Raw genomic sequence first — 13,250 nt, 5'->3', positions numbered from 1 at the left:
GCTGAACCGGTTCGAGCTGTCTGGGTATGCCGCTGACCGGTCTCCAGATCTACTTTTGCAATCTGATACTGTGGCAAAATCGCGTTATAGCTCCAGTCTCCCGTACGCTGTGAAAACCATAAATATTGATCATCTCCTCCAAATGCCGGTTCAATGGATTTTAAATTATCCGGAGTATCCATGAACTCAGTTCCGTTTCCGCCATCCACATGATACATCCAGAGTTTATGAACACCGCTTCTCAGGCCGGTTCGGGCCGCGATGATGTAATCTCCATCCGGCGTGAAAATAGGCGACTGCATGCGGTAATTATTGCCGCTTGTCCGCTGTTCGGTTTCCATGGTTTCCAGATCTAAAATCCAGACGTTATCTCCGCCGCTTCGGTCCGAAATAAACACAATTTTATCCCCGTCCGGGTTATACGATGGTTGTGCATCAAACGCCATTCCGTGGGTGAGTTGAACCGCCTCCCCTCCATCAATGGGCAATTCAAACAGGTTGCCCATAAATTCGAAGACCATTTTTTCTCCGGAGGGATGAATATCCAGCGACATCCAGGTTCCTTCATTTACCTGAAGATGAACAGATCGGTCCGGTTCTATTTGTAGATCTTTATGGCTTGGCTCCTCTTCGCCCTGGGTTGATTGTCCCATTGCGACAGATGTGAGCCCAAAAAGCACCAAAAAAATCGACGTCGAAAGCAGTCGTATCAAATTCTTCATGTTGATTGATTGGTTTGGTTATGGTTTATCGAGTTTGTGAAAGTTTGAACTAAATCTATAGTTCAAATAATTAAAAGTCCCCCTTAATAATGGGGGATTTAGGGGGATGTAAACCTCACCTGAAAAAATTTGCTTAAACACCCCTCTAAATCTCCCCTTACTAGGGGAGACTATTTAACTCTTTTTAAAGAACATAATAAATGAAGCCGGGCCTATTTGTAAAAATGATGCCGATTTCAGGGATTCCCTTAAGACATCTTCATCCTATAATTATTATACTTTGTTCAATCATTCGATATGAGTTAGATTTATTGCCTTTGATGTAAATATCAGGTTAAAATCTTACACCCTCCATTATTGGGTATTATAAATTTATTTTGACACTGTCAGGTACCGAATGCTTTCGGCACGCTGACAGGTCGTGTTGAGTCGAATTATAAAGAAGAATAATTAATTAACGGAGCTACCAAACATGAAGAGACCTACAGAAGGTGGATTAAAGCACATGAGAGATTTCATGGCTGAACTAAATCTACAAGAAGACGAATTTGAGTTTTATGGAAAATACACCGGTAAAATCAGGCTGAAAGCCCTGAAGAATCGTGAAAAAGATTCGGATGGAAAACTTATTCTGGTCACAGCAATCACTCCTACACGCGCCGGAGAGGGTAAAACACTGACCAGCATTGGTCTGGGACAGGGACTTAAGGAGATCGGAAAAAATGTGATGGTTACCTTGCGCGAACCCTCTATTGGACCGGTATTTGGAATTAAAGGCGGCGCAACCGGAGCGGGCAAATCTGAAGTACTGCCCATGGAGCGGATCAATCTTCATTTCAACGGCGATATGCACGCCATCACCACGGCACATAACCTACTGGCAGCAATCGTAGATAACCATCTCCATCAGGGAAATGATCTGCAGATTGACCTTACCCGTCCGGTTTGGAATCGAACACTGGATATGAACGAACGTGCGCTGCGAAACGTCGTGATCGGTCTTGGCGGATACCCTAACGGAGTGCCGAGAGAATCCAATTTTATAATCACGGCCGCTTCCGAAATTATGGCCGTGCTGGCACTTGCCGAGAATCGAAAAGATCTGAAACGACGACTCGGAAATATGATTATCGGATATACCCGAAGTGACGAACCGGTTCGGGCTAAAGATCTTCAGGCGGAGAAATCCCTGGCCGTGGTTCTGAATGAAGCGATTATGCCAAATCTAGTTCAGACTACGGAAGGAGTTCCTGTATTGGTTCACGCCGGACCGTTTGCCAATATCGCACACGGAACAAACAGCGTAATCGCTAATCGAATGGCGCTTAAGTTTGCGGATTATGTGGTTACAGAAGCCGGGTTCGGAGCTGACCTCGGAGCGGAGAAATTCTTCGATATCGTGGGGCGGCAGGCTGGAATCTTTCCATCAGCCGTTGTTTTAGTCGCCACCGTAAAAGCGCTAAAATGGCACGGCGGTGTGGAGATGAAGGACATCAACAAGGAGAATATATCCGCAATTGAGAAGGGAATTATAAACCTTGATAAACACATCGAGAATATCAGGAAGTTTGGCTCAAATGTTGTTGTTGCCATCAATCGGTTTGATGACGACACCGATAAAGAGATCGCCTGGATTCAACATTGGTGTTCGCAACAAGGTGTGGCCTGTGTCCCCCATACGGCATTCAAGGATGGCGGAAAAGGAACGGCAAAGCTCGCAGAAGAAGTCGTGAAAGCAGCCGAAACACCGTCCGATGTACAACCAATCTACGATCCAGCTCTTCCTGTTGAAGAGAAGATCATAACGATCGCCAAAGAGATTTACGGCGCCGATGAGATCTACTTCGAAACCAAAGCCGAGAAAGAGCTCTCAAGATTTAAGCGGATGGGCTACGATAAGCTGCCGGTCTGCATTGCCAAGACGCAAAGTTCACTCAGTGACCAGAAGAATCGACTGGGTGCCCCCAAAGGCTGGACGCTGACGGTAACCGACATCCGGCTTTCAGCAGGTGCTGAATTCCTGGTTGTAGTATGCGGCAACATGATGCTGATGCCCGGCCTTCCAAAAGTGCCCGCCGCTAACAACATGGACGTGGATGAAGAGGGAAATATTTCAGGGTTGTTTTAAAACCTGAGTACGTTCTCAATCCTTATTTTAAATGAATTTCCCCTCCTTTCTAAGGAGGGGATTTAAGGGTGGTTCAATATTATTCCGATCTATTTATAGCTATTATGACTTACCACGGAAGCACAGAATTGCACGGAATGGAATTCAAATATCATTCCGTGTTTCACTTCGCGTCAAAAGATGAGCCGTGGTAAGTTTCGGTCTATATATATTTAAGAAAAAGTAGACACTGTCAGATCCTGCGGACGCTTACAGGTCTTTTGAAGAAAAACAAAACCCCTCCACTCTTTCGAATGAAGGGTTTTTTGCACTTAATATGTTTTATTCAGTTGTCGAATTTCAGTCGCTGCCTTTGTTGAGAAACTTTGCATCCACCGAATAATTACCACTGCCCATAAATGCAAGTGAAAGCGTGATAAGAAGCATAAGGATATCTACCCGGACGCCAGCACTGGAAATATCAAAATCTCCAAGTTTTGTTGTAAAGATGGCAACAACCATGATAAAGGCAAGAAGCAAGTTTGGAATCCGTGCTTTTGCTCCGACCAAAACCATCAGTCCGCCTATAAACTCCACGAGGGCTACAACCCATGCCATGATACCAGCCATAGGAATTCCAAGGTCGCCAAAAAAGCCCTGAACACCTTCAATGCCGTTCAGTTTTCCCCATCCTGCTACCACAAACACTAAACCTACACCAATGCGAAGAAGTAATAGGCCAACATCATAATTTTTCGAAAGATTTGAGTCATTCATAACTGTTTCCCTTTTATTTTTGTTTAACTGATTGCAATCAAACTACTTATATAAATTAACCTGAAAGTTGAATTTTGCAAATTGTTGATATAACCCATTTATGGGTAATAAAAACGAGGCGGGTATTTATTCACGATCATGCATCGGTTCATGCAGCTCGGAGGATAAATAATAGGATTGGGTGGTGTCCGCCTCTATCGGTTTTGATCTTCAACCTAAGCTCTCTATTCGGCGGAAATGTTTATACGACATTCTATCCCGGGTTTCACCCGGGGCTATAATCTGATCGCTCCTTTGTTAGCGCCATATGGCACAATAGTAGGAGCTTTGGGCTGTTGAAAATATTGCACCTTTACCGAAAGAACGTGTGGCAACTAAGCTCAGAGTTGATGATATACAAAATCGTCCATCGCAGTTCGGTCAGTCGGTGATTCGCAATTCAAAGATACCCATTATGGGTAACACACACGAGCCGGGAATTTATTCCCGGATTCAATAAAGTGATATCTAAAACAGCTGAGAGATGGTATTTCTATTTATAGTGGTTCTATTATTTTATTGAAAGACTGAATATGGAAACATAACAAAGAATTTAATCAGTATAGAAATACCATCTCATTTCATATACATCAAAATATTCTGCGGACTAGGTAATTTTAATCCAAATCCCCGCTCCAATACCATTTTCCACCCACCATCAATCCTTCGATTTTCTCTCCGAATGGAATGGAGTTCAGCGGATTGCTGCTGAGCAGCAGTAGATCAGCCCGGTACCCTTTAGCTACTTTTCCTGTTTGACCCGGTTCTTCCAGATATTCTCCTACATTAACCGTTCCCGTTTTTAATGCCTCGTAAGGAGTCAAACCGGATTCAACCAATAACTCAAGCTCGCGATGGGCAGAATATCCCGGTGGATTGAAAATTTGCGGGGCATCCGCGCCGAGCAGAAGATCCGCCCCGGATTCGTGCAGGGCAAGCGTCAGTTTCTTTCGAATCTCCAAAAATTTTCGGGCTTGATCTGCATCATAATCGTCCGATGAACGAATATTTCCAATATACTCTCTCCAGCCGTTTACCACATTTTCCGGCATCCGATCCACACCGGGCCAATCCATCATCACCTCAACGGTGTTCTCCGGATTGAATACATTCTCCAGCAGCGTATTGGTCGGTACATTCCATACTCCGGCTTCTACTGTTCGCCGAGCGGCTTCATCAATGAGTGATTCATCCACATGAGGAGTTAAATCGTATCCGAAATAGATGATATTTGGATCCGGGCGATCGGCAGCGTCACCGGCCATAAATTCCATATATCGATCCAAATGATCGATGGTACCCTGCCCTGCTTCGAGAGTTCGTTCAAGTCCAACATCGTAGGAAATGTGCCCTGAAAACTCCATGCCCTGTTTCTGAGCCTCATCGGCCATGGCATCAAACACTTCACGCGACAGCCCCGGATGAAGTTTCAGAAAATCATACCCTGCCTCTTTCTGATCCCGCACCATCTGGCGGGCTTGTTCGGGATCGGTTGCAGAGTTTCCGTTGAACGATGGACCTGACGTAAAAATTCTCGGACTCACAATCTCACCACTCACCGCCTTTTCTTGCAGTTCCAAATGTGAAGGCTCGCCCAGCATACCGCGAATGGTTGTAATTCCCTGCGAAACATACATTTTCAGTACTTGATTTACATACTCTTCTCCCTGCCGTTCAGATGGAATATGAGCATGTATTTCAGCCAGACCCGGCATCAGATAATACTCACCGGAAATAATTTCGGCACCGCGAGGCAACTCTGCCTCCGCTGCCGGACCCACCCATTCAATGACCCCATCATTCACGATGACGGTTTGATTACTCTGAACACGATCTTCTTCCATATCAAGCAAATTCACATTTTGAAAAACAACCGTTTGGGCCTGAATCTGAATGGAAAACAGAGTCATTAGTACTATGAGAAGAGCTGAGATAGGTATTTTCATAATTCTGACATTTAATTGAGGGATCTTTTTAATTTGTAAAAATTTAGGGAAACAATTGTGCAATCAGAGAATGATTTGATCAAAAGGTGTAAAAAGTCGCGGTTCATTTTTATTGATTGGATATTATCTTACAAATACTCGTTATTAGCTGAAACAGTTCTTAAATAAATTGCTCAATTATGGCCGATAAGCCCAATCGAAATGATCCCTGTCACTGCGGAAGCGGTAAGAAGTACAAAAACTGCCATATGAAAGAAGATCAATCCGGTACATCTTCTAAAATTGGAATAATTGGAATTGCAGTGGCTCTGATTTTGGGTCTTGTATTGGTCGGACTGGCCCTTTCGGGCGGAGACACACAGCAAGATTGTCCACCCGGCACGAACTGGTCTGCAGAACACGGGCACTGTCACTAGATTTAAAGAAGTCCACTCTAATTTTTAGATTTTAAACCTGTCCAACTACCCTCTTTGCACTTTCAACTGCACCATCCATATATCCCGGTGAAATCGGTGATGTTTCAGCTCCGGCAAGTAGAAGTTTCCCATTCCAGTAAGATTGGGCGAAAATCTCATTGCCATTGTTCTGATGCGGAACAACAGGTTTTTGGTACTCTGAGTAGGTATATGACTCATGTTGCCAGACAGTTTCCTGATACAGTGTGTAATCGTCCGTCTTTTCACCGTAGTACTTTCTGAGTTGATCTAATACAACTTTCTTTCTCCCTTCCCGACCTACTGAATGGTAAGCCCCATCCAGAAATCCCTTTAGTGCAAACGACTTCTGCTCTGGATCAGAATGATCGTACATCTCGTTTACCGGACCTACATTGCTCATTATTGTCCCGCTGGAATCAGGTTTCATCCAAAAAGGCTCTTCATAAAAAAGACCTACCTTAATTGACTCACCCATCCATGTGTGAGTTTGACCGGCAATTTGGAGTAGTTTTCCGGATAAGGCCGGAGCAAACTCTATCCGATCTGTAAGTAACTTAGGAGGCAGCGTAGAAATGGCAACATCAGCCAAATAGGATTTCGAAGCAGTTTGAATTTCTACTTTTTCCCCATTATTGATTTTTTTGACTACTTGTCCGGTATAAATTTTCGTATCGGTTAACTTTTCCTGAAGAGCCTCAATTAAACGATCCGAGCCGCCTTTAATTCGCCAGGTGGGATCTTCATTCGGAGGTAGTTGAACCAGCTGGGCCGGCGAGGTTGATATATATTCATAAAAAGCCTTATCACCTAAGTGCTGCTCCTCCATCTCCAATCCTAACTCTCTGATCATATGAATTTGTGACTGATGTTGTTTACCCAGCCAGGTAGCACCCATTTCTATTCGTATATTTTTATCCGGTCTTACGGTGTGGATGCGTCCACCAAGACGATCCCGGGCCTCCAAAATAGTTGGGTAGATATTATTTTTTTCGAGCAGGTAGGCTACGGAAAGACCGGCCAGTCCACCTCCGATGATAATGATGTCTTTATTCATGAATCAGTTTAATTTATGAATTACATTATAAAAGACTAGCAACATGAATCTCTGCCTGACACATTCCATCATCAAAAATTCAATAAAACTGTGGTGTTGAGGATTGGGTTTTAAATTTAATCCTCTTCTTCCTCATTCCCCTCATCGGATACTTTCTCCTTGAAGTCACTGATCTTTTGTGCAAGCTTGCTTTTTTTCTGTTTCTCCTCCTCAGGCACCCTACCTATCAGATATCCATAAGGCTGCAAAGATTCAATCTCATCAAAAATCACTTTCATTATTGCTCCAAGCGGGATAAAGAGAATCATACCCGCTAGTCCCCAAATCTGTGCCCCTAAAAAGAGTAGCAGCAGCGCAATTAACGCATTCATACTTACCTGATTGCCTACAATAACAGGTGTGAATAAATTTCCCTCTAAAATTTGAATCAAATAAAATCCTCCCATAATTATGAGTGGATAAATGAGAGAATCCATTGTGAGAAGAGAATAAAAAATAGGAAGAATGGATCCAAAAATCGGTCCAATAAATGGAATCACATTAAGCATCGCAGCAAATACCCCAAAAAATATGGCGTGTTTTACTCCAATTATAAGTAGCATGATGCTGTTTAAAACCGCAAGTATCGAAATGACAATCATCACTCCGGTTATATACCGCTGAACAACCACCTGAATATTACTCATGATGGTTTGAATCTTAACCTCGTGCATTTCACTTTTTCTCCCAAAAAGTTTGAGGAAAAATGATTTCAGGAAGTCACGGAAGATGATGAACATGAACATAAATATAGGCACCAATAAGGCAGTGGTGGCAAATGAAACCGCTCCGGCAACCCCTCTTCCCAGTGTGCCAGAGTTTTCACGTACAAATTCTAAAAACAATCCTTCGATATCTTCAAAGTCCACAAACTGCTCTACATCAAACCAAGTAACAAGAAAGTTCTCCAATCCTGCCAGCAACTCTTCTGCGCGCGACTTAATTAAGTCCACATCATCCACAAAGGCTGTGATTTGTGTGTAAAAGAAATAACCCAACCCAAAGAGTACCGACAACCCGATAATCATGGCTAAAAGTGCTGCCAGAATTTTAGGTATCCTATATTTTTCAAGCCAGGATGCCAGGGGAGCAAAAAGAATTGAAAGCAGAACAGCAAAAAGAATAGGAAGCAGAATCGATTTGGCTACAATCATGACATAAACCGTCAAGATCAAACCAAGTAGAACTGTAGTGTACTTTACATACCACTTGTTTTCCATACGTATAACTCTTTTATGCTGATGATTTTACAATTGAAAGCAGTTTGAAAATATTTGATTCTGATGGAATGTCATAATCAAAAGTTTTTTCTCTTAAAAGATTACTGAGTTGCTCCAAGAATAACGTCAAGCAGATTTAACAATCAAATAATATGAATTACTTTTACTTATTAAGATCTTGATGTCCTTTGATTAACCTGCTCGATTGTATTAATGACTGAATTAAAACGTGACATTCGCACCTCTGGGGCAATCCTAATGGGACTTGGCTCTATTGTGGGAACCGGAATCTTTGTAAGCATTGCCATAGCTACCCAGATTTCGGGCAATGGAATTGTGATAGCCATTGTTGTTGCCGCTGCGCTTGCAACATTTAACGGTCTCAGTAGTGCACAGCTTGCCGCAGCTCATCCGGTCAGCGGCGGAACCTACGAATATGGTAACCGTTTTCTCGGAAGCTACTTTGGCTTCACTGCCGGCTGGATGTTTCTGATAGCCAAATCAGCATCGGCAGCCACTGCTGTTTTGGGGTGCGCAAGCTATCTTTTCTACCTGTTTGAAATTGAAGTATCCACATCCATTTTGGTACTGACAGGCATTGCTATACTCCTCATTATGACCCTGCTGGTCTCCGGCGGAATCAGCCGAAGCAACCTGGCTAACAAGATTATTGTGACCATAACAATGCTCGGTCTGGTAGCACTGGTCACAGCCGGATTTATTGTAAACGGGGCTCCCATGGATCCGATAATCAATATGTTTGAGGGAAGTGATATCTCATCCATACTGTACGCATCCGCGTTGATGTTTGTAGCCTATACCGGTTACGGTAGAATTGCTACGTTGGGTGAAGAGGTAGATGAACCGAAAACGACCATTCCTAAAGCTATTATTCTCGCCATGGTTGTGATTGTGATCCTTTACCTGTCAGTAAGCCTGACTGCCCTGAGTATTATGGGTGCTGAAGCTTTTGGCTTAACCGTTGAAGCTGAAGCCGCTCCCTTGATGAAAGTGGCTCAAACACTCTCTGTTCCATACATTGGCCCCATAATTAGTTTTACCGCAGTCACGGCTATGCTGGGCGTGTTACTAAACTTAATACTTGGATTGAGCCGTGTAATGCTGAGTATGGGACGCAGAAAAGATCTGCCCGGAGTCCTCTCGCACATCAATCCGAAAACTCAAAGTCCCGTACCTGCTGTTTTGGCAACCGGTGTGGTCATTGGACTTTTGGTCCTCAGCGGGGATGTGGTCTTTACCTGGTCATTCAGTGCTTTTACCGTTTTAATATACTACTCTATTACCAACCTGTCCGCACTTATGATGCCGGACGATCTTCGGCTCTATCCCAAATGGATTCCGGTCATGGGCCTGTTTGGATGCCTCTTTCTTGCCTTTTGGATTGATATGATGATCATCTTCCTGGGAATTGGAATGATCCTGATCGGGTTGATCTGGCATAGAGTTGCAAAATCTGTTGTGGGGTGATGGTGACCAAAAAAGGTTTGTGAAGATCGCCTCAAAATTGCTTATCACTCACAAACCCGACCCTCTGTTCGGCGGGGAGAAGAAAACTCGCCTCTTATTCCCGGGGTTGAAACCCCGGGCTAAAAGCAGGCCACTCCTACGGAGTTTTTTTAAATGAAATGAATGTATTTCGCGAATAGATAGTACGTTTCGAACATTCCCGGATTACGCCAGAATGCAACTCTCGGGAGTAAATCCCAAATTTGGAAACCAACATCCCATCGGGTTGTAACATAGATAGTTAAAATGGAGCAAACGATATCTCCGCCGAATAGAGGATTTTCCATGAAATACAGCATCCAATTGAGGCGGTCTACTCAAAACATTTTTTAGTGAGACCGCATTATTATTGAATACTACTCCCAAACCACGCACTCTGTTCGGCGGTGAATTAGGGGCAAATCTTTCTCTACCTATATGCTGTCTCTACAGGACAGAGTGTCAACCAATCTTTTAAAAGAAACACCGGTTTCTATCCATTTTTCTATACTATGAATTCTTGACACAATTATATGTTCAACATCCCATCGGGATGAAACGTGGGTGGAATAAATAGTGGTAAAGGTTCAACCCGTTGAATAGAGAGCGTTGATAAATATTCATTCAAATATGAGGCGGTTTTGCCTAGGTTTATTTGATTACATATTACGTCTCAATTCTGTTCAGTACTCACAATCCAAACTCTCTATTTGGCGAGGAAATGAGGTATCATTGTAATTTGTCTACCCATGTGTTGTCCCTACAGGACAATGTTTTTATAGAACCAGAAAATTCACTTCACCACCTAATCAACTCGGAATAAGTGTCTGTATATGGTCATTCATTCATATACATCATTTAAATAGAAAAAAGACCAAAGCTCTGAAAGAGCGACCAGATCTTAGCCCCGGGCAGCGCCCGGGGATTTCAAGCACACATCGTTATCCGCCGAACAGAGGGCGTTGATCGAAGATTCAATCAGTTTTGAGGCGGTTTTGGAAAGATTAAATTAAATATCGCCCCAATCATTAATTGGAATCACACAAAAAATGAGACCGAACCACGCCCAAGTTTTAACTCTCGATTTATTATCTTCATCAAAAATTGGATTGAATAAACTACCATATATTATGAACATCACATCATACGCAAAGGGAAATTGGATCGAAAAAGGAGAAGAGACCAATCTGATCAGCGCCGTAAACGGAAAAAAAGTCGCCACACTTGTAGAAGCTGATCTCGACTACAAAGGAATGTGCGAATATGCACGCTCAGTGGGTGGAACAAAACTCCGGGAGATGACCATTCACCAGCGGGCGTTTAAAATCAAGTTCCTCGGACAGTATCTGATGAAACACAAAGAGGAGTTTTACGAACTCTCTACACACACCGGTGCTACCCGCCGCGACTCCTGGATCGATATTGAAGGCGGAATCGGATCTATCTTTACACTCTCCAGTAAGGCTCGGATAGAGCTTTCGGATCTACCCTTCCACGTGGAGGGTGGTGTTGAACGACTTTCAAGAGGCGGAACATTCATCGGTCAGCACATTTGCGTACCCAAACACGGTGTGGCTGTTCATATCAACGCATTTAACTTCCCGGTTTGGGGAATGCTTGAAAAATTTGCCCCTGCATTCATTGCCGGTGTTCCATGCATTATCAAACCCTCTCCAATGGGCTCTTATCTTGCTCATGCCGTTTTCAAAAAAATGATTGAGTCAGGTCTTTTGCCCGATGGGTCTGTACAGTTTATTGCAGCGGATGTACCAGGCGACCTGCTCGATCACCTCAACAGTCAGGACTCCGTTTCTTTTACAGGCTCAGCTTTTACCGGACAAAAACTGAAAGCCCACAAAAATATCATACAAAATAATATTCCATTTAACCTTGAAGCAGACTCACTGAACTGCTCCATTCTTGGGCCCGATGTCACTCCCGATATGGAAGAGTTTCGACTATTCGTGAAAGAGGTAGCCAATGAGATGACGGTAAAAACCGGTCAAAAATGTACGGCCATCCGTCGAACCATCATTCCAAAAGATCTGGTGGAGGATGTAACTGAAGCCCTCAAAAAACGCCTTGAAAAAACTACCATTGGAGACCCAGCTTCTGAAAATACTCGAATGGGACCGCTGGCCAGTTCACAGCAAGCCACAAGATTTGGAGAAAGTCTTCAAAAACTGATTGATGTAACAGATACAGTATATACAACCGGCGGAGATGAAAAGGACGCCTACACATCGCCGAAGGTTCTGTTGTGCAAAACACCAATTACCGTAGATGAAGTTCATAAAGTTGAGGCTTTTGGGCCGGTCACAACCCTCCTGCCCTACGAAAATATTGATGAAGCAGTTGCTATCGCGAACAAAGCTGATGGTTCACTGGTGGGATCACTATTTACAAATGATGATGATGTGGCTCGAGTCATTACTTTGGGCTGTGCTCCTTATCATGGACGGTTTATGATTATCAACCGTAATTCCGCAGAAGAGTCGACAGGACACGGTTCCCCGATGCCACACATGATACACGGCGGACCGGGCCGTGCAGGCGGCGGTGAAGAGCTTGGAGGTGCGCGTGCCGTTCTTCACAATATGCAGCGGGTTGCACTTCAGGGTTCACCGACAACGATTATGAATATCGTTCAGCAGTATGTAAATGGTGCTGAGACGAAAGAGTCAGAAGTTCATCCGTTTAGGAAACACTTTGAAGATTTAACTGTCGGTGAAGCACTCACTACTCATAGAAGAACCGTTACAGAAGCCGATATCGTAAATTTTGGAGGATTAAGCGGCGATCACTTTTATGCTCATTTCGATGATGTAGCCGCCAAAGATTCTCTTTTTGGGAAACGTGTGGCACACGGATATTTCGTCCTATCTGCAGCTGCGGGAATGTTTGTTCACCCGGCTCCAGGACCTGTGATGCTCAACTACGGACTTGAAGATTTGAGGTTTGTAGCGCCGGTCTATCCCGGAGATACCATCCAGGCCAAGCTGATCGTGAAAAAGAAAACAGTTCGTCAAAAAAGGGAAACCGACAAAGAACCGTATGGAATGGTTTGGTTTGATGTACAGGTTACCAACCAGAATGAAGAACTGGTTGCCGAGTACACTATTCTGACTTTGGTAAAGCGGCAGAATCGATTGGATATGGATTTGGATTAGCACCGTGGAATATTTTTATAGACATGGTATCTCTATGTACCTTCGGTTTGCAAATTTCGCTCCTAATAGTGATTACCTCAAGTAGAGGAGTTACTGCTTTAAAGAGATACCATGTCTTAATCGAAATCAACTCTAACAAACAAAAAATGCCCATCATACGATGGGCATTACATACGAGCCGGTCATTTATGGCCGGTATTTAATTCAGGGCACATTGTCCAACGGATTACCTG

Annotated in this window: 9 protein-coding genes and 1 pseudogene; 4 read left to right on the top strand and 6 right to left on the bottom strand. The window is 43.6% G+C overall.

The features are described 5' to 3' along the window. Positions 1–722: TolB family protein (locus ACESM0_RS02665; protein ID WP_372903376.1), on the bottom strand; the 722-nt coding region annotated here is incomplete at its 3' end. A 472-nt stretch (positions 723–1,194) separates the two neighbouring features. Here ACESM0_RS02665 and ACESM0_RS02660 point away from each other — a divergent pair. Then, positions 1,195–2,850, top strand: coding sequence for a formate--tetrahydrofolate ligase (locus ACESM0_RS02660; RefSeq protein ID WP_372903374.1), 1,656 nt, complete (start codon positions 1,195–1,197; stop codon positions 2,848–2,850). Between the two features lie 339 nt (positions 2,851–3,189). On the opposite strand, the gene ACESM0_RS02655 is transcribed toward ACESM0_RS02660, so the two are convergent. Next, a complete protein-coding gene (locus tag ACESM0_RS02655; RefSeq protein ID WP_372903372.1) occupies positions 3,190–3,606 on the bottom strand; it encodes a DoxX family protein in 417 nt (138 codons plus the stop codon). Between the two features lie 656 nt (positions 3,607–4,262). Next, positions 4,263–5,591 carry an amidohydrolase family protein gene (locus ACESM0_RS02650; protein ID WP_372903370.1) on the bottom strand — a complete coding sequence of 443 codons (1,329 nt, stop codon included), beginning with the start codon at positions 5,589–5,591 and terminating at the stop codon, positions 4,263–4,265. Between the two features lie 185 nt (positions 5,592–5,776). Here ACESM0_RS02650 and ACESM0_RS02645 point away from each other — a divergent pair. Continuing rightward, positions 5,777–5,851 (top strand): annotated as a pseudogene (locus ACESM0_RS02645) (SEC-C metal-binding domain-containing protein); the annotation flags it as partial. 187 nt (positions 5,852–6,038) lie between these two features. On the opposite strand, the gene ACESM0_RS02640 reads toward ACESM0_RS02645, so the two are convergent. Next, positions 6,039–7,082 carry a flavin monoamine oxidase family protein gene (locus tag ACESM0_RS02640; protein ID WP_372903368.1) on the bottom strand — a complete coding sequence of 348 codons (1,044 nt, stop codon included), beginning with the start codon at positions 7,080–7,082 and terminating at the stop codon, positions 6,039–6,041. A 116-nt stretch (positions 7,083–7,198) separates the two neighbouring features. Next, positions 7,199–8,341, bottom strand: coding sequence for an AI-2E family transporter (locus ACESM0_RS02635; RefSeq protein ID WP_372903366.1), 1,143 nt, complete (start codon positions 8,339–8,341; stop codon positions 7,199–7,201). A 213-nt stretch (positions 8,342–8,554) separates the two neighbouring features. Here ACESM0_RS02635 and ACESM0_RS02630 point away from each other — a divergent pair, with 213 nt between their 5' ends. Then, positions 8,555–9,829 (top strand): APC family permease, encoded by a 1,275-nt coding sequence (locus tag ACESM0_RS02630; RefSeq protein ID WP_372903364.1) that lies wholly within the window; start codon positions 8,555–8,557, stop codon positions 9,827–9,829. 149 nt (positions 9,830–9,978) lie between these two features. Here the strand turns inward: ACESM0_RS02630 and ACESM0_RS02625 are convergent, their stop codons facing one another. Beyond that, entirely contained in the window at positions 9,979–10,155 is a 177-nt protein-coding gene (locus tag ACESM0_RS02625) for a hypothetical protein (protein ID WP_372903362.1), read from the bottom strand. A gap of 822 nt (positions 10,156–10,977) precedes the next feature. Here ACESM0_RS02625 and paaZ point away from each other — a divergent pair. Further along, positions 10,978–13,017 (top strand): phenylacetic acid degradation bifunctional protein PaaZ, encoded by a 2,040-nt coding sequence (paaZ, locus tag ACESM0_RS02620; RefSeq protein ID WP_372903361.1) that lies wholly within the window; start codon positions 10,978–10,980, stop codon positions 13,015–13,017. Positions 13,018–13,250 lie beyond the last annotated feature (233 nt).

Origin of the sequence: Rhodohalobacter sp., assembly GCF_041686455.1 — a bacterium.
Lineage (GTDB): Bacteria > Bacteroidota > Rhodothermia > Balneolales > Balneolaceae > Rhodohalobacter.
Note: the sequence above shows the minus strand (reverse complement) of the source record. Positions and strands in the feature narration are given on the sequence as shown.